The sequence below is a fragment of the Gordonia sp. Swx-4 genome, from assembly GCF_030316175.1.
Lineage (GTDB): Bacteria > Actinomycetota > Actinomycetes > Mycobacteriales > Mycobacteriaceae > Gordonia > Gordonia alkanivorans.
The window spans coordinates 179033-197261 of sequence record NZ_CP128197.1 but is presented as its reverse complement, the minus strand read 5'-3'; the positions used below and the strand labels follow the sequence as shown (position 1 = coordinate 197261).

The 18229-nt window shown below is 70.1% G+C and carries 13 protein-coding genes; 8 read left to right on the top strand and 5 right to left on the bottom strand.

The window, feature by feature from the left end; genetic code table 11:
- Positions 1-180 precede the first annotated feature (180 nt).
- Positions 181-876, bottom strand: a complete 696-nt coding sequence (locus tag PWF70_RS00870) for a GntR family transcriptional regulator (protein ID WP_035755737.1) — start codon at positions 874-876, stop codon at positions 181-183.
- A gap of 183 nt (positions 877-1059) precedes the next feature.
- Between PWF70_RS00870 and PWF70_RS00865 the strand changes: the two genes are divergently transcribed.
- From PWF70_RS00865 to PWF70_RS00845, 5 genes are all read left to right on the top strand, one after another.
- Positions 1060-2010, top strand: a complete 951-nt coding sequence (locus tag PWF70_RS00865) for a hydroxymethylglutaryl-CoA lyase (protein WP_051406026.1) — start codon at positions 1060-1062, stop codon at positions 2008-2010.
- Between the two features lie 30 nt (positions 2011-2040).
- Positions 2041-2361, top strand: a complete 321-nt coding sequence (locus tag PWF70_RS00860) for a DUF4286 family protein (protein WP_005200770.1) — start codon at positions 2041-2043, stop codon at positions 2359-2361.
- A 57-nt stretch (positions 2362-2418) separates the two neighbouring features.
- Positions 2419-3057: a response regulator gene (locus PWF70_RS00855; protein WP_005200768.1), complete on the top strand. Its 639-nt coding sequence runs from the start codon at positions 2419-2421 to the stop codon at positions 3055-3057.
- A gap of 10 nt (positions 3058-3067) precedes the next feature.
- Positions 3068-4357: a sensor histidine kinase gene (locus tag PWF70_RS00850; RefSeq protein ID WP_035755778.1), complete on the top strand. Its 1290-nt coding sequence runs from the start codon at positions 3068-3070 to the stop codon at positions 4355-4357.
- Positions 4358-4514: 157 nt separating this feature from the next.
- Positions 4515-4883 (top strand): hypothetical protein, encoded by a 369-nt coding sequence (locus tag PWF70_RS00845; protein WP_081724876.1) that lies wholly within the window; start codon positions 4515-4517, stop codon positions 4881-4883.
- Between the two features lie 127 nt (positions 4884-5010).
- Here PWF70_RS00845 and PWF70_RS00840 read toward each other — a convergent pair whose 3' ends face one another.
- Positions 5011-5700, bottom strand: a complete 690-nt coding sequence (locus PWF70_RS00840) for a hypothetical protein (protein WP_035755740.1) — start codon at positions 5698-5700, stop codon at positions 5011-5013.
- A gap of 226 nt (positions 5701-5926) precedes the next feature.
- Positions 5927-10129, bottom strand: coding sequence for a LuxR C-terminal-related transcriptional regulator (locus tag PWF70_RS00835; protein WP_286352810.1), 4203 nt, complete (start codon positions 10127-10129; stop codon positions 5927-5929).
- A 338-nt stretch (positions 10130-10467) separates the two neighbouring features.
- Here PWF70_RS00835 and PWF70_RS00830 point away from each other — a divergent pair, with 338 nt between their 5' ends.
- The 3 genes from PWF70_RS00830 to PWF70_RS00820 all read left to right on the top strand — a co-directional run bounded on the left by PWF70_RS00830 (position 10468) and on the right by PWF70_RS00820 (position 17184).
- The gene (locus PWF70_RS00830; RefSeq protein ID WP_035755747.1) at positions 10468-13545 is read left to right on the top strand and encodes an IniB N-terminal domain-containing protein; all 3078 of its coding nucleotides are present in this window, start codon (positions 10468-10470) and stop codon (positions 13543-13545) included.
- Between the two features lie 154 nt (positions 13546-13699).
- Positions 13700-15652 (top strand): dynamin family protein, encoded by a 1953-nt coding sequence (locus tag PWF70_RS00825; protein WP_035755749.1) that lies wholly within the window; start codon positions 13700-13702, stop codon positions 15650-15652.
- Positions 15652-17184: a dynamin family protein gene (locus PWF70_RS00820; RefSeq protein WP_286352809.1), complete on the top strand. Its 1533-nt coding sequence runs from the start codon at positions 15652-15654 to the stop codon at positions 17182-17184. The genes PWF70_RS00825 and PWF70_RS00820 overlap by 1 nt, the downstream gene beginning before the upstream one ends.
- Here PWF70_RS00820 and PWF70_RS00815 read toward each other — a convergent pair.
- Together PWF70_RS00815 and PWF70_RS00810 are read right to left on the bottom strand one after the other, a co-directional pair.
- Positions 17153-17695, bottom strand: a complete 543-nt coding sequence (locus PWF70_RS00815; RefSeq protein WP_035755753.1) for a hypothetical protein — start codon at positions 17693-17695, stop codon at positions 17153-17155. The genes PWF70_RS00820 and PWF70_RS00815 overlap by 32 nt on opposite strands.
- A 100-nt stretch (positions 17696-17795) precedes the next feature.
- Complete coding sequence (locus tag PWF70_RS00810) at positions 17796-18221, bottom strand: DUF779 domain-containing protein (RefSeq protein WP_006360773.1); 426 nt, start codon at positions 18219-18221, stop codon at positions 17796-17798.
- Positions 18222-18229: the final 8 nt, after the last annotated feature.

Sequence of the window (18229 nt, the reverse complement as noted above, 5' to 3'; positions counted from 1 at the left end):
CCCGAGGCGACCGGGCCGGATGGGTGCGTGCGTCATCGCCGCCTCGCGCAGGGAGCTACGCAGGCGTCGTTGTATGCAGGCGAGGTCGCGGGCCGTCACCGGGCCCGCGGATCAAGCGGTATGTGCTCTGTCGAAGTCGTGGGGTTCGGAAGTGGTTCGGGTGCTGGGATCGCGGGACGATCAGGCGAGGATCGCGCCGATTCCGTCGCGCGTGTTGTCCGCGCCGATGGTCGGGTTGCTCATCGCGCCGAGCATCGCGGTCCGTGCGTTGTGGAGGTGACAGCGCATGACCGCCTCGACCCAGTCCGAGTTTCCGGCGCGGACCGCGGCGACGATCTCGAAATGGTGAGAAAGGCTGCGAGACAAGCTGTCTTCGGTGAAGTGTTGGTAGTTCCGAGTCGCCAGCGAGATGTGCCGGACCGACGTCAGAGTCGCCTCGAGCTGAAGGCTCTCCGCCTTCTCGATCAGCGTCGCGTGGAACTTCCGGTTGAGGCGGGCGATTTCGCTGAAGTCACGGTCACCACCGGGACGACCGTGCTCGTACATACGGACGGCGAGCTCCTCGAGTTCGTCGATCTCGGCGTCGTCGAGCCGGCCCACCGCCTTGCCCGTAGCCACCGGTTCGAGGAGGAGACGGAGATCGAAGATCTCGTTCAGCCTTGCCGCCGACCAGGTGGCCACGCGAGCACCCTTGTTCGGGGACATCTCGACCAGGCCCTCGACGGCCAGCCGCGACAGTGCTTCCCGCACCGGCGTACGACTGACCTCGAGGATCTCGGCCAGTTCGACCTCGGCGAGCCGATCACCCGGTCCCCATCGACCTTCGAGGATCTTCGCGCGGAGGAGATCCGTGGCGCGCTGTGATACCTGAGACACTCTTACCTCCTAGATTGCATACATCGTAGCCCGACAGCAGTCCTCCTACAACCGAAATCTCGTGGATTACTGGACCTTCTTACGTAATGGACATATGACGCCGGTCCACTTGCATACATTCTGTGGCTGGGGGAACATCCGGGCATGCCAAACAACACGGCGTTCGAGCAGTCGGACACAGTCATGCCCCACACCCCGTCCTCCGTAACCCCCTCATCGGCCGTCCCCGAGTCGGTCACCATCGTGGAGGTGTCGCCCCGCGACGGCCTGCAGAACGAGGCGACGCTCCTGCCGACCGAGACCAAACTCGAACTCATCGATCATCTGGTGGCGTCGGGTCTCCGTCGAATCGAGGCGACGAGTTTCGTCCACCCCAAGCGGGTCCCGCAGATGGCCGACGCCGAGGCGGTCTCCGCCGCCCTGCCGCGCGGCGAGGTCTCCTGGATCGGATTGGTTCTCAACGAGCGCGGACTTGATCGCGCCATCGCAGCCGGTCTCGACGAGGTCAACATCGTGGTCGTCGCCTCCGACACCTTCAGCCGGCGCAACCAGGGAACCAGCACCGACGAGGGCGTCGACCTGTGGAATCGGCTCGCGAAGCGAGCATCGGATGCCGGTCTGAAGACCACCGTGACCATCGCCGCCGCCTTCGGCTGCCCGTTCGAAGGTGAGGTCCCCACCGAACGGGTTGCCGACCTCATCCGACGGTGCAGCGATGCGCAGCCCGACGAGATCGCCCTCGCCGACACGATCGGTGTCGGGGTGCCGGCGCAGGTCGTTGCACTCGCCGACGCCGCCCGCCGGGAGGCTCCCGGGATACCGCTGCGATGGCACTTCCACAACACACGGAACACCGGCTACGCCAACGCCCTCACCGCGTTGCAGCTCGGGGCGTCGGCTCTCGACGCGAGTCTAGGCGGCATCGGCGGTTGCCCGTTCGCTCCGGCCGCGACGGGCAACATCGCCACCGAGGACCTCTGGTATCTCCTCGACCGCAGCGGATGCGCCACCGGCGTCGACCCCGCCGTGCTCCTCTCCGGCGCTCGCCGGCTCGGCGAGATGCTCGGGACGACGGTGCCGGGCCAGCTGTCCCGCGCGGGCCTGTTCCCCCCGGTCGAACTCCCGCCCGCCTGATCCGGCCCGATCCGAGAAAGAGGAATGACAATGGCACGAGGCCTCTACATCGCCTTCACTCATCCGCGCGACGACTCCGTCGAGGACGAGTTCAACGAGTGGTACACCACGCATCACCTTCCGGAAATTCTTGCGACGGAGGGTGTCACGAGCGCGGTGCGATACAAGTCGGCCGATCCCGAGGCCAGCCACCGGTACATGGCGGCCTACACGCTCGACGGTGATCTCCCCGAGATCGTCGCCCGGATCCACGCCGACGCGGGCAACCGGACGCCGACCACCGCCTCACGTACCGACCCGGGCTCGGAGTTCCGCCTGTTCGAGTTCGTCGAGGAGCAGCACGCCGAGTAGGGCCCGGAAACCCGCGTAAACGGGTGAAACGCGTTGTATGCACCGTATTCTGGGGCGATGGAAACCCTCGTGACCGCGGTCGTCGTCGACGATCACCCGTTCTTCCGGGACGGGGTGTCGCGAGGTCTCACGCAGAGCGGCCGGGTGCGGGTGGTCGGCGAGGCGGCAGACGGCGTCACCGGCCTCGAACTCATCCGGCGCGAGAATCCCGACGTCGCCGTCGTCGACCACCAGATGCCCGGCATGACGGGTGTGGAACTGGCGCATGCGGTCAGCCGCGACAAACTGCCGACACGCGTGCTGTTGCTGTCGGCGGTCACCGACGGCCCCATCGTGTTCCGGGCGCTACAGGAAGGCGCCGCCGGCTATCTGTCGAAGGATGCCGACCGCGACGAGATCGTCGGTGCGGTGACCCGGGTCGCGAAGGGCGAGACGGTGGTGCCCCCGGCGCTCGCAGCCGGTCTCGCCGGCGAGATCCGGGCCCAGACACAGCGTGAGGCGCCGGCACTCAGCGAACGAGAACGCCAGGTACTCGCCGGTTTCGCACGCGGACAATCGATTCCGCAGTTGGCCGCCGAGTTGTACATCGGGGCCGCGACGGTGAAGACCCATACCCAGCGTCTCTACGAGAAGCTCGGGGTGTCCGACCGTGCCGCCGCGGTGGCCGAGGCGATGCGTCGTGGCCTTCTCGAGTAGCCGACGGGTGATGCGGAACTCCGACATCGAGATCGCCGGACTGACCGTCTATCTCGGGTTCGGCGAGTTCGCCGACGAGCCGCGCATCCACCTCATCCTCGTCGACCACGCGGTCCGGGGAATCCGCATCCAGGTGCTCCTGCGACTGTTCCTGGCACTCTTCGTGCTCCTGACGGTCTGCCTGGATCCGCCCGACCATGCGGCCGTGTTCAGCGTCGTCACCGCCGTTCTCTATGCGGCATGGTGCGTCGCCGGGGCCGTCGTGGCCCGAAGCCGCGAGTCGTGGATGGTCCGCTACTCGTGGATCGCGCTGCCGATCGACCTCCTCCTGCTGACGATCCTGGCCGTCATCGCCGGCATGTCCAACGAGGTCAGCTGGACCACCGACGCGTTGATCGCCGGCTTCGCGCTGGTCCCGATGATCGCGGCCATCTCACTGCAGCCGCGCCTCTGCGCGATGGTGGTGACGGCGACCGTGGTGGTCTATGCGGTCGCCAACATCCTCGCCCGGAACTCGAACAGCGAACCGTGGTCGATCATCGTGTTGCGCATCCTCGTCGTCGCGGCTCTCGCGGTCGGGGCGGTCCTGTTGTCCCAGCTGCAACGATCACGGGTGACGACCATCGGATCGCTTGCCGCCGAACGCGCCCGGCTCCTCGACGCGACGATGGAGATCGAGGAGCGCGAACGGCGCGACCTCGCCGACAACCTCCACGACGGCGCACTCCAGTATGTGCTCGCCGCGCGGCAGGAGCTTGCGACACTGCGGGGTTCGGCCGATTCCGTGACCCTGGACCGGGTCGACGGCGCCCTGCGCGACTCGGCTCGCTTGCTCCGCTCGACGCTGAGCGAACTGCACCCAGCGGTCCTCGAACAGGCCGGACTCGCCGTCGCCCTGACCGATCTGGCGTCGTCGTACGGCGGCCGCGCCGGCGCGCCGTCGATCTCCGTGGACACCGCCGCCTGGCCCAGCGAGCTGCGCACCACCGCCGACTCGCTGCTGTTCGCCGCGGCGCGCGAGCTCCTCACGAATGTGGTCAAGCATGCGGACGCCGACACCGCGGAGGTCACGGCCGAGTTCGACGACGGGGTCGCACGGCTGGTGGTCGTCGACGACGGTGTCGGACTCCCCGACGAGGTCGCGATCGAGGAACTGATGCGCCGCCGGCAGGCGGCCGGCCACATCGGCCTGGCGTCGCGGCGGGTACGTATCGAGGGGGTTGGCGGAGTGTTCTCCCTGCAGAACCGGCCCAGCGGCGGGACCGCCGTCGTGGTCGAGGTGCCCGCGCGCGAGGTCTGAGGGTCCGTGTCCACCGATCGGTGGATGCGGCAATCCACCGGTGGATCACCCGGTCGGCGGAATCCGGGCGGGGTGTTTTCCGAGGAAAGTCATTGGTGTCACCGGGACAGCCCGGAACAACCACACAGAAACCCTCACCAGAGACTCGGAGAACACCATGAAGATCGCGTCCCGCATCGCAGCCGGAACCCTCGGACTCGCCGCAGCCGCCGGCATCGCGCTCGGCGCCTCCGGAGCGGCCCACGCCGGCACCATGCCGATCACCCGCCCGGGAGAGCCGACGGTCGCGATGACGATCACCAACCACACCGACAAGCCCGAGTACCTGATCGGCGGCAACGCCGACGGCGGGCAGTGGGTCAACGCACCGAAGCAGGTCCTCTACCCCGGTGCCTCCGAAACCATCACGGCCGTCGCACCGTTCAACAACCACCTCGACGTGAACGCGTTGTACCGCATCGGCATCTTCGGCCCCACCGCCGACACCGGCTTCCCGCAAGCCAACGTCGGATTCGACCAGTGGTGAGTGGAGGACGCCTGCTGATCACTGGAAACACCGCAGGCCCCGCGACCGAAACGGTCGCGGGGCCTGCGGCGGTTTCGACGAGCTCGGCAAACGAAGGGACACCGGTGGATGAGCTCGGCTCAGCGCATCACGGGAAGAGATTCTCCAGCGAGCCGAAGCCACCTCCGACATCCGTGGCCGTGAAGTTCGTGGTGCAACCGTTGAACGTGACGTTGTCGACGTTCACGGTCCCGGCCTTGTTCGTGGGTTGGCTCGAGATGCCGTAGTGGTCGACGACGGTCTTGTCGCCGGCAGCGGCGACGAGCTCATCCAGGGTTGCGGTCTGGGCCATCGGGATACCGGGGAGGTCACGCGTCGCCCACCACTGGTCGGACTCGGTGGCGTCGGCCTTGGTCTTGCCGTCCGGGGCGGACCACACCAGGGTCGCGAATCCGTCGCCGGATCCGGTCTCTGCGCCGGTCACGCGGATCTGCCAGTTCGCCTGGCCTTCGGACTTGTGGAATGTCAACGGTTTCTTCGCCACGTCAGCGAGCGGCACCCGACCGGCCGCGTGGTAGGAAGCCTGTCGCGGCGTGGCGTCGGTGGTCACGAACTGCAGTGATCCGTCATCGTCGTTGACGTCGACCTCGGAATGCTTTCCGGCCTGGCCTTTCTCATCGGCGAAATCATTTCCCCAGCCGGCTGGGTTACCCGGCGTCGAGACCTTTGCGCAATTGTTTTCGTCCACCGGCGCGGCATTTGCCACGGCAGGTGTGATGAGTCCCGCGACTCCGAGAGCTGCACCGACGGTGGTTGCACGAATGAGATTACGTTTCATGGGTTTTCCCGACCTCCATCTGTTTTTCGATTCACGGACTTCGGCGAACGTAACAAACGAAAAAGAGGGCGACCACCCCCTTTGAGGAACACATCACACGATTGAAATTGGTGAATAGCCGATCGAACAATGTCGATTCTCGACAACCCGGACAGAGCGCCCGATCCTCACTTTGTTCTGGCATGGGTATAAAATTGCGCTCTTTTGTGGGTATGAATTCGCGAAATCAACTGTATCCGGCGGCCCGTAATGCCGCCATCAATTCCGAGCGCGACCCGGCATCCAATCGACGTCGAATACGGGACACGTGGTGCTCCACGGTCTTCGCCGAGATGAACAGGCGGGCACCGATCTCGCGGTATGTGAATCCCTGCAGGAGTTCTCGTGCGACCTCGGCCTCGCGCTCGGTCAGCAGGCCGTCGACCGGTCGGGGTCGCCGCCGATCCGCGTCGACCGACCGGGCCGTCTCCAGCAGGCCCGCCGACGTGCCCGGGTCGCCGGTGCGTAACGCCGCGATCCCCGCCAGACGGCTTGCTTCCCAATCCAGTCCACGCAACCGAAGGGCGGCCACCGCGTCCGCCACCTGGGCGTCATCGGTGGTCCCCGCCGGCTCGAAGGTGAGCGCAGTCCACGCGCGGGCGGCCGTCACGAGGCCCGACGTCCTCGCGTTGCGCCCGGCGACTCCCTCGAGCAATCGTCGACGCTCGGTTGCGAGCCCGGTATCGCGGGCGCTCACCGCTGCCTGGACTCCGGCGAAATGCCACGGTGCCGCCCAGGACACCGGATTCTCCAGCGTTTCGAGTAACCGGTCGGCCGCGGTGATGTGCCGATCGATCGACGCCGTGTCGTCCAAGCGTGCAGCGACCTGCCAGAACTCGGCGAGGGGTCGCAGGAGATAGAGATCGATCTCGGTCGCGGCCGACAGTGCCGGCGCTTCCGGCCACAGTGCAGCGAGTGCCGGGGTGTCGCCGTTGCGGTGCGCGAGGCCGAGGCGGACGGCGTGCGTCCGCAGGCGGTCGACCGCACCGGCCGGCTCGTCGGCCGGCAGCAGGCGAGTGACCGCGTCGAGGTCTCCACTGGCCAGCGCGATCTCGGCATCGAGCAGGGCCCCGGCCGCGCAGTCACCCGCAGCTTTCCGAAGCGCGCGGGCCGCGTTGAGGTCACCGCTGTTCAGCGCCAGTGCGGTCGCGGCGTGCAGGGTTCGCGCCACCGCCGGGTCCCACCGGCTCGGCATGGTGGCAGTGAGCCCCCGGACCACGAGATCGACCGTGTCACCAGCCGCGCCGTCACCGTCTGTCTGGTTGTCGGAGACCGACGCGAGCAGACCCCGGACCGCCCGTGACCGTACCGCTCGAGCACCCACCGGCGGGCGCCCCGCATCAGCGGCGGCGACCGCCGCGGCACCTGTCCGGTCGCCGACCGCCACCAGTGCCGTCACCGCGGAAAGGGATTCGGCCGCAATGTTCTCCGGGCCGAGCCAACGGTAGAGGTCAGCCGCGTGAGACCCGAGACCCCGGTGGGCCGCGACGAGAGCCGCAATCCCCACCCAGTGCTCGATCCCGTCATCCGTGGGACGAGCCGACTCCAGCCGGAGGTCCGCGACCTCGCCCGCGCCGTCGACATCACCGGAGGCCAAGGCGCGCTGGGCCATCAGGAGACGGACGTCGTCACGGCCCGGTTCCAGACGGTCGGCGGCCCGGAGCAGGACCACCGCGCGCGCCGCGGTGGCATCGGCTGCACCGGCGAGCAAGGTGTCGACCAGACGGGGATCCTCGATCCCCGATTCCGCAGCGTGCAACGCGTCGTCGGCGGTCAGTTCACTGGCACGCAGACGCACCGCTATCGACGTCCGGCGGAGCTGATCGAGTCGCCGGTTCCCGACGACCGCGCGAAGCGGATCGCCGGCGGCCGAGACGAAGACGTCCGCTCCGAGCAACAGACCGCTCCCCCGCGCCCGGTCGAGTGCCTCAACCGCTGCCTCGAACGGGACGCCGAGCGTCTCGGCGAGGCTCTCCGGGTCCAGCGGCGCCCGCAGCGACGCGAGGGCCAGGACGGACAGTGTCGTCGGGTCGAGGCCTCGGAGCAGACGATGGTGACGGTCGCGTGCCACACGCTCGACGACCACCAGTTCGTCCACGCTCTCGCCGGGCACCGCAGCCGCCACTTCCTCCCGGATGGAGAGCAACGCAGAGATGACGACGTTGCGTGCACCGCCACAGCGTCGTCGGATCAGCGACGCGGTGGCCGGCGTGAGCGTGAGACCGGCCCGAGCCGCATGAACGAGGACGTCCGCCGTGTTCATCGTGCCGAGTTCGAGGACCGCGCCGTAGCGGCGAGCGACGTCGAGCACCGTGCGAAGAGCCGGGTCGGTTTCCCGTGGTTCGGTTGTGGCGATCAGTCCGATGGTTCCGGCGTCGATCATCGTCGCCGTCCGCGCGACGAGGTCACCCGGCCAGTTGTGGAGGTCGTGGGCCAGCACCACCGTCGGACCGGCCGTGTCACCTCCGGCCGGCATGCCGACGCTGACCGGGACGTCGAGTTCGCGCAACCGCTCGTGCACGACGTCCAGCAGACCGCTGCGTCCGCTTCCCGGGATGCCGACGACGACCGCACAGATCGGGAGCCCCGTGCGCGCACGGTCGAGGACGTCGTCGACCCACGTCGACAACGAGTCCCGGCGATCACCGATCGTCGGGGTGGGCGACGCGGTCACCCGCCCCGCGTCAGCAGACGACACGGGTGACGCCACACAGGACCTGACCGGTGCCGTCGAGAATCTTGCCGGGCACCTGCAGGACACCGCCCGAGGTGCCCCCGCCACCGCCCCCGGTGCTCGGCTGCTCGGGGACATCGGGGCTTGGTTGCTGATCGGGGACGGGCGCGGGAACGGTATCCACCGGCGCCGGCGCGGGAGGCGGGGCCGCCGGTGCGGGGCCTGCCCGCCGGTCGCGGGTGCCTGTCCTCCGCGGGGCGCGCTGGTGGTCCCCGGCGCCGAGGTACCCGCCGGGACGGGAGCCGTCGATTGCCGCCGGGCGGGAGTTCCGGTGCCGGTGCCCGCGGCACGCGTACCGGCGTCGGCGGCACGGGTGCCGGTCGCAGCGTCGGCCACGGTCGGCGCGGGTTGGCCGGGCTTTCCCGGAGTTGCGTCGACCGGCGTCGTCACCGCACCGGCGGGAGGCGGCGTCGCCTCGCCGGTGGACCCGACCAGACCCGTCCCCACCGACAGTCCGGTGGCCGAGACCAGCACCAACGCCGCGGCACCTGCCGTGATCAGGATTCCCCGCCGGCGCCGGGACAAACGGGGGGCCGGAGTGGTCACCGTGGTGCTGGGCGCCGGCACGATCTCACGCATCGGGCGTTCCCCCGGCAACGGTGCGAGCGCCTGTCCCGGGATCTCGGTGGTCGGCTCGGGCGCGGCGGACGCATGTGCGCCGAGGGCGGCGATTCCGAGCAGCGCACCACCGGCCGCGGACGCCGATCCGGGTTGGGGATCGAGGAGCACCGGCACGCGCAGGGTTGCCGACAGCATCTCGGTGACGAGCGGGATGGACGCGCCCCCACCGGCGAGAACGATCGCGGTGACGGGGACCGGGTGACCTCCCGCCTGGTCGACGCCCGCACTCGCGAGTGCCTCCCGGATCAGCGCCACCGACTCGGCGATCGGCCCCCGCACCAGGTCCTCGACGTCATCGCGGACGAGTCGGGCGACGGTGGTCGTCTCCCCGACGCGGACGTCGACGACCGCGTCGGTGTCGACCGAGAGGGCTTCCTTGGCGCGCCGGCACTCGGAGCGGAGTCGGGTCAGGTCGTCGAGCACCGACGAGGCACGGCCGGGAGCCGGCTCGGCGTCGACGCCGGTGACCCGCAACGTATGTGCCAGCAGGAGCCGGTCGAACTCGTTGCCGCTGACCGAGTCGAGCCGGAGCGGTCGGCTCACCACGCGGGGTTCGTCACCGATGGCGAGCACGGTGACGGTCAGCGCGGAAGCGCCGAGGTCATAGCCGATCACCAGACCCTCACCGAGGGCACCTTCGCTGTGTTCGACGGCGGCCAGTGTCGCCCGCGACTCCGACACCCAGCTGATCTCGCCCGTCGGCACGTCGTCCCGTGCGCGGAGGGCAGCGTGGGCTTCGTCGACCGCTAGCGACGTCCACGTGTCGGGGTGCACGACGGTCAGGTGTTCGACGGGGTCGGTGAGGTCGAGTCGAGTGAGCAGCGCGGCGACCGCCTCGGCGTGGATCTGCGCGGCGGGTCGGCTCTGGCCACGGTCGTCCAGTACCGGCACCGGATCGCCGACACGGTCGAGGAAGTCGCCGGAACCCACCAGGCCGACGGTCTCGACCGAGAGCGAGTTCTCCCACGAATGTTCCGAGGCCACGACCGCGACGCTGTTCGCGCTCCCGACCTTCACACCGATCGTGATGCCCATGTCGGTCAGCTCCTGTTCCCACCCGCGGGGGTGGTCGATGGCGGATCACCGGCCACTCGCGCAGCGTGGGTGTTCGTCTCATGGTTCGTGCCGCGACCGATGCGGGCGCTGCACTTCACTGAGTGTGTCGCGGGCCATTACCCGACCGTTAGCGTTTCGGCCGGGATTAGGGGAAAACTCCCCCGCCCCCTACCTGTGCCGCCCCCGGGATCGGTCCCCTGTTCACCGGGACCGCGACAGGACTAGGGATTTGCCCCGATGCCCCGGAGCGCGCCGCTGCCTAGCGTCGAACTCGACACGGGATCGAACTGCGATCTCTCCGACGAAGGAACGACGCCATGCCGACCAATGCGGTACTCGACTTCATCCTCGGTCTGCTCCGCGACGAGGAAGCATTCAACAGCTATTGCGGTAATCCCCAGGCGGCGATCGACCGCGCCGGGCTCACCGGGATCACGCCCGCCCACATCTCGGCGGCAGCCCCACTCGTCGCCGACTCCGGACTGGCCGCCGGCGGCGCTGCCGGTGGTGGCCTCGGCGCCCTCGTCGGCGGCGGTTCGGTCGGCGGGGCCGTCGGCGGGGCAGTCGGAGGGGCAGTCGGAGGCGGAATCGGATTCGGGCTCGGGGGACTGGGCCTCGGTGACATCAATCTCGGCGGGGGCGGCATCGGCCTCGGTGGCGTGAACTTCGGCGGCGTGAACCTCGGCGGGATCGGCCTGAGCGACTTCGACTTCGGCGGACTCCTCGGCGGTATCGGGCTCGGGGGCGTCGACCTGTCCGGCCTCTCCCTCGCCGACCTGGACCTCGGCGGTATCGCCTTCGGTGACCTGGACCTGGCCGGTCAGCTGGCCGTCGCCCTCGGCGCGGCCCTGTCCGCCGGGCTGGGCGCCGGAGGTGCCGTGGCCGCACAGTTCGGCGCCACCCTGGGCGCCGCCCTGGACACCGTGGTCGCCGGCGGCCTCGAACTGAGTGCGGGTGCCGGACCGGTGATCGCCGGTGCGCTGGCCGGCGCGATCGACGCCGAAGGTGCACTGATCGGTCAGCTCGGGGCATCACTCGACGCCCTCCTCGCCGCGGGCGCCGGACTCGGAGGCGGACTCGCCGCCCAGTTGTCGTCGGCGCTCGGTGCGGGCGGCGAACTCGCCGGCGAGTTCGGCGCGACCCTCGGCGGACTGCTCGGCGCCACCCTCGGTGCCGGCGGTGCGCTCGGCGCCGATCTCGCCACCGCGCTCGCCGCCGGACTCGGTGCGGGCGGCGCCATCTCCGCGGTCCTCTCCGGCGCGCTCGGCCTCGGTGCCGACCTCTCGGCCGACCTCACCGCCGCCCTCACCTCGACGCTCGGCGTCGCCGGCGACCTGTCCGCGACGCTGTCCGGGCTACTCGACGCGCAGGCCGTCGCCGACCTGTCCGGTGAGCTCGGTGCGACCCTCACCGGTGCCCTTGGCTCGACCCTGGCGGCGGGCGGTTCGGCCGCCGCGTCGGTCGGCACCGCTCTGGGCGTTGCTCTGACCTCCACCGCTGCCGCGGCCGGCGGACTGGCGCTGACCGGTGCGGCGGGTGCGAACGCGGTTCTCGGCGGTGCGCTGACCGCCGCTCTCGGAGTGGGCGGGGGTGCCCAGGCGGGTCTTGCGGCGACCCTGGAATCGGTGCTGGCCGCCGGTGGTCTGGTCGACCTCGACGCGGTCCTCGCCGCGGGTGGCGACCTGGGCGCGACCGTCGGCGGCGCGCTCGCCGCGGGCCTCGAAGCCGGCGGCGACGCGGCGGGTGCCCTGGGCGCCGCACTCGGCGGCACCCTGGCCGGCGCGCTGGACGGCGGCCTCGCGGCCGATCTGACTGCCGGGCTCGGTGGTGCACTCGAGACCGGACTGGGTCTCGGGACAGGACTGGGCGCCGGTCTCGGCAGCGTCTTCGAGGGCTCCGTCGGGGGCGCCCTCGAAGGCGGGCTGAACGTGGTCGGCGGTCTGGGTGGCGAGTTGGGTGGCGCACTCGGCGGGCTGCTGTCGGCCGGCGTCGGTCTGGACACCGCGCTGAGCACCGTGCTCAGCGGCGTCCTGGGAGCAGCTGCCGGTGCCGATCTCGGGGCCGCGCTGGGCGGGGCTCTCGAACTCGGCGGCGTGCTCGGCACCGACCTGACCGGCCTCCTCGACGCAGGCCTGACCACCGACCTGGCCGCCCAGTTGGGGGCCGCGCTCGGCGGCGGCGGCGACCTCGCTGCACAACTAGGTGCCGCGCTCGGCGGTGTACTCGGTGCGACCGCGGGTGTCGACGGCATCCTCGACGCCGCGGCGGGTGCCGGTCTCGGTGTCGGCGAGCTACTGGCCGGTGACCTCGGTGGGGCGCTCGGCGTCGACGGCGCCCTCATCACCCAACTCGGTGGAGCACTGGACGCCGCGCTCGGGGCGGGCGCCGATCTGGGCCTGGTCACCGAGACAGCCGGCGACCTCACCGCCACGCTGGGGACCGTCCTCGGAGCCGGCGGCGATGTGGGAGCCGACCTCGGCGCCTCACTCGGTGCCGTTCTCGGTACCGCGCTGACCGGCGACCTCGGCGGTGACCTCGCCGGACAGCTGGCCGGCGGAGCCGACCTGGGCGGTGCCCTCACCAGCACGCTGAGCAACGCGCTCGACGTCGATCTGGCGGCCACGAACGGTCTGGTCACGACCCTGGAGTCGACACTGCAGGGCGGTCTCAACGGGGCGTTGACGGGTGAGCTCGGTGCGGTGCTCAACCCGAGTCTCGTGATCTCGCCGGAGGACGGCATCAACGTCGGCGGCCCGATCCTGACCGGCGACCTCACCGGCGGTGCCGTCGGTGATCTGACCGGAGGCCTCGAGACGGGGCTCGGCGGCGGACTCGCCGGACTCGGGACGACGCTGGAGTCGGGGCTCGGTTCGACTCTCGGCGGCGATCTGGGCCTCGGCGGAGGCCTGGGCCTCGACAGCTCGCTCCCCGCGGATGTCACCGGCGACCTGACGACCGCCGTCTCCGGTGCGGCCGGCGGCGCGGCGACCGTCGGCGGTGACGCGACCGCGGCGGTCGGGTCGAGCCTGGGCGGCACCCTCGGCGCGACGACCGATGCGATCGGCAACCTGGGCGCCGACCTGCCGGGTGACCTCTCCGGCAGCCTGACCGGTGGACTCACCGGCGGCGGCGAGGCCGGTGGCGGCGTCGACCTCGGCGGTGTCGGCGGCGGCGATGTGGACCTCGGCGGCACCACCTCCACCGACGCCGGACTCCATGGCGCCCTCGACTCGACGGTCGGTGGCGCCCTCGACACGACGAGCGGCCTCACCGGAGATCTCACCGGAGGGCTGACGGGTGGTTTGACCGGCGACCTCACCGGTGGGCTGGGAGCCGACTCGGGTGTCGGTACCACCGCATCCGGAGACGTCGACGCCGGACCCGACGCCGGCTGACCCCGGACCCGACGGCTTCGCCCCGGCATCGCCCGACGCCAGTTGATCACTGGACGCGGACGGTGCCGGGGCCGACCTCGTCTCCGCGGTGCGCACCGGACACCCTCCCCAATGCCGACCGCGTGCGCCGACTCAGAACTACCGTGAGGACACCATGACAAGTTCCCCCGCCGAGATCCCGCCCGCCAGACGAACGGACGAGGTCGCGCATGTCCCTGCGGCCGGCACCCAGGCAACACCGTCGACCATCGGCGATCTGCTGGCCACCATGTCGGAGGTGGCCCGCGAGGTCGGGCGAACCGACCTCGTCACCCGCCTCGACGGCGCCCGGACCCGCATCTCCGACCCTCGCCTGCGAATTGTCGTGGTGGGACAGCTCAAACAGGGCAAGAGCCACTTCGTCAACGCCCTGCTGAACCTCGACGTGTGCTCGGTGGGAGACGACGAGACGACCGCGGTGCCGACCGTGATCTCGCACGCGCCCCAGCCGACCGCCCACCTCGTCGTCGACGGTCCGGCCGCCGACAGTCGCATCCCGGTCCCGATGGAGGCGATCGGTGCCGTCACCCCCGATTCGCCTCTCGCCGGTGGCCGCGAGGTGCTGCGGCTGGAGATCGGTGCGCCGGGCCCGCTGCTGGCGGACGGGCTCGTCCTCGTCGACACCCCCGGGGTCGGTGGTCACGGACACCCCTACGCCGCAGCCACACTGGGCATGGTGGCGGCCGCCGACGCAGTGCTGGTGCTGTCGGACGCCAGCCAGGAGTTCACGGCGCCGGAGATGTCCTTCCTCCAGCAGGTGATCGGGCTGTGCCCGACCGTCGCCTGTCTGCTCACGAAGACCGACCTGTATCCGCACTGGCGGGCCGTCGCCGACGCCGATCGCTCGCATCTCCAGGCCGCCGGGATGGACATTCCCCTGCTTCCGGTGTCGTCGGTGCTACGTTCGCACGCGCTGCGCCTGGGCGACGAACAACTGAACGCCGAAGCCGGATTCCTCGACCTCTACCGGTACCTTCGCGATCACGTGGTGGCGACCGCCCAGCAGGCGACCCGCGGAGCGGTCGCCACCGACCTCCGGGTGGTCAGTGAGCATCTCGCCCTCACCCTCGGCAGCGAGCTGGCAGCGCTCCGCGATCCGGACACCGCCACCAAAGCCGTCCGGGCGCTGCACGAGGCCAAGGCCGACGCCGAGGCGATGCGCCGCCAATCCGCGCAGTGGCAACAGACTCTGGCCGACGGGGTCGCCGACCTCGCCGCCGACATCGACCACGATCTCCGCGATCGGCTCCGCGCGGTCACTCGCGAGGCCGAACGCGCCATCGACGAGGGCGATCCGGGCGTCGACTGGGAGCAACTCGCCGAGTGGCTGACCGAGCAGACGGCGACGGTCATCGGCGACAACTTCGTCTGGGCTCACGAACGGTCGGTCTGGCTGGCCGAGCGGGTCGCCGACCATTTCGCGGCCGCCGGCCAGACTTCCCTCCCCGACTTCGATGCCGCCGATCTGACCGGTGTGCTCGACTCGGTGGCAGAACTCGCCGAACTCGACAGCGGCAAGGTCGGTGTCACCCAGAAACTGCTGATCGGCATGCGGGGGTCCTACGGCGGCGTGCTGATGTTCGGGCTCATCTCGACGATGGTCGGCATGGCCCTGATCAACCCGGTGTCGGTAGGTGCCGGACTCCTGTTGGGCACCAAGGCATACCGCGACGACAAGCAGGCGAAGATACTAGAACGCCGAGCCAAGGCGAAGGTGGCGGTACGGGCGTTCACCGACGACGTCAGCTTCCAGGTGGGCAAGGAATCGCGGGACCGGTTGCGGGTGATCCAGCGCGTGCTGCGCGACCACTTCAGCTCGGTCGCCGAGCAGACCGCTCGCTCCATCTCCGAATCCCTCAGTGCCGCACAGTCGGCGGCCACCTCAACCGAGTCCGAACGGACCCGGCGGGCCGCCGAGCTCGAGTCCCGGCTGGCAGCGGTTGCCGCCCTGCGCAAGGCCGCCGATCATTTCGACCCCGCTTCCCTCGACCCCGCGCCCCTCGACCCGGCTCACACCGAACCGGCGCCAGCGAAGGTCGGTCGTCACGCGGCCGGACAGTCCCGCTGATGGCCGGGATCGATCGTGCACGTTTGCTACTCGACGCCGCGCGTGGCGTCCTGGCCGACGATCCGCGTGCGCAGGGCGAACTCGATCTCTGTGAGCACCGGATGTATCAACCGGTGCGGGTCGCGCTGGCTGGGTCCTTGAAGGCCGGCAAGTCGACCCTGCTCAATGCGCTTGTCGGACAGGACATCGCCCCGACCGATGCGACCGAGTGCACCCGGGTCGTGACCTGGTACCGCAGCGGCCGGTCGCCGTCGGTGACCGCACACGTCGACGACGGTCGCGCGGTCCCGATCCCGGTGACCCGGGTCGACGGACGCCTGGGCTTCGACTTCGGGCACCTCACCGCTGATCGCGTAGACCATCTCGACGTCGAATGGCCCTCCCGCGCACTGCAATCCACCACGATCGTGGACACACCGGGCACCGCGTCGCTGTCGACGGAACTGTCCGACTCCACAATTCGCCTCCTCGCACCCCGGGCGGACGAGCACCGGGGTCAATCGGGGGTCGACGCGGTCGTCTACCTGCTTCGGTCTCTCACCGCCACGGACACGGCCATGCTGCGACGCATCGGCACCGCCATCGGCGGTTCGTCGGGCCCGCTGGGGGTGATCGGCATCGTGTCGCGTGCCGACGAGCTGGGCGCCGGCCGGATGGACGCGATGATCTCCGCCCAACAGATCGCCGGGCGCTTCGCCGGTGAACTCGAGCGGACCGGACTCTGCCAGGCGGTGGTCCCCGTCGCGGGGCTGCTCGCCCTGGCGGCCCGCACGCTGCGCGAGGTCGAGTTCCGCGCGCTGGCACAGCTGGCCTCGACGCCGGGACCGGAGCTCGAGTCGGCGTTGCTGACGGTGGATCGTTTCGCGCGGCCCGACATCTTGCCCCACATCCCCGCCGCCCTCCGACGCTCACTCGCCGAGCGGTTCGGCGTCTTCGGCATCCGACTGGCGGTCACGCTCGTCCGTTTCGGCGCGACGTCGTCGACCGCGCTGGCCGCGGAACTCCTCGAACGCAGCGGTCTGCCGGAGTTGAGTGCCATCATCGACACCCAGTTCGCCCAGCGTGCCGACGAACTCAAATCCCATTCGGCACTGGTCACCCTCGATCACCTGCTGGCGGCGTGCGCGTCGACGCGGGCGGCGGAGCTACGGGCCTCGGTCCGACGAGAGCTCGCCGACGTGCACGGTTTCCGCGAACTGCGTGTCCTCACCACCATCCGCGGCGGTGGTCTCGACCTGCCCCCGGATCAGATCGCCGACCTCTCCCGCCTGATCGGCGGCTCGGGAATCGATCCTGCGACACGTCTGGGTCTCCCCGCCGAGACCGATGCGCCGACTGTTCGTTCGACGGCGATCGAGGCCGCTCGCACCTGGCGGTCTCTCGCCGACCACCCACTGATCGCACCGGACGTCGCGTCCGCCTGCCAGGTGGCCGTCCGCAGCGCGGAGGGCATCGTCGCACGACTGGACGAGCCACAGGAAGTTGCCGGCACGACGGGTTTCAGCGCAGGGTTGCACTCACCGCGCGGGTGAAGGTGACTCCGGTGGCGATCAGCGCGATCGCCGCCGCGGCCACCGGCAACCACAGCACCGGCGCGGGCAGGCCGGCGTCGGCGAGCCCGGGCGTCGACGGATCGACGGTGAGGCGGAATCCCACCGCGCCCACGGTCGCGACCAGGGCACCGACCGTCAGCATCATGCGCCCTGCGCGACGACCGGCCCACAGACGCACCGCTCCCGCCACGCCCAGCACCACGACCACGAGTGCGAGACCTGCACCGATGAGCAGGGAGATGTCCACGGCGCGTCCGGCGTCGGTGCCGCTGTCGGGGTGTTCGCGGATCAGGTCGGCGGCCAGGACCGAGCGGAGGTCGTCGAGCGACGCCACGATCAGCAGGACCGTCACCAGGGTCAGCGCGACGGTGACGATCCACCCCAGGACGACCCAGCGGATGGGGCCGGCGCGTTCGGTGGTTCGCTGGGGCCGCATGGGGGTGACGGCGACGCGGGGTCGCGGTGGTGGGGCATCGCCGGGCATCGACATCCTTCGATCGTATGCGCTCGAAATGGTCTGCCCGGCAAACCGAGAATGCGTCGTGAGTATCGGTTTCCGATACTCACGACGCATTCTGTGGACTGGCCGGTCAGGGTCCGGCGGTTGCGCCCGTCAAGGGTGGCGACGCGGCGAGCAGTTGGTTCTCCTCCTCGGTGAAAGCTCGCGCCCGCGAGAGGAATCGAACGCCCTCGGGCGCTTCCAGACTGAACCCGGCACCGCGCCCCTTCACGACGTCGAGGATGAGCTGCGTGTGCTTCCACAGCTCGAACTGGTCACCGTTGATCCAGACCCGCACTGCCGGAATGGGTTCGGGGAGTTCGATCTCGCCGACCAGCACGTCGCGCTGGCCGACCCGGTACTCCCCCACCGGATAACACATCGGGGCCGAGCCGTCACAGCATCCACCGGACTGGTGGATCATGAGTCCGCCGTGCAACTCCGACAACTTGGTCAGGAGCTGCACGGCGGCGTCTGTGGCGACCACCCGATCAGGAGCAATCTGTTCGGTGGTCATTCTCAATC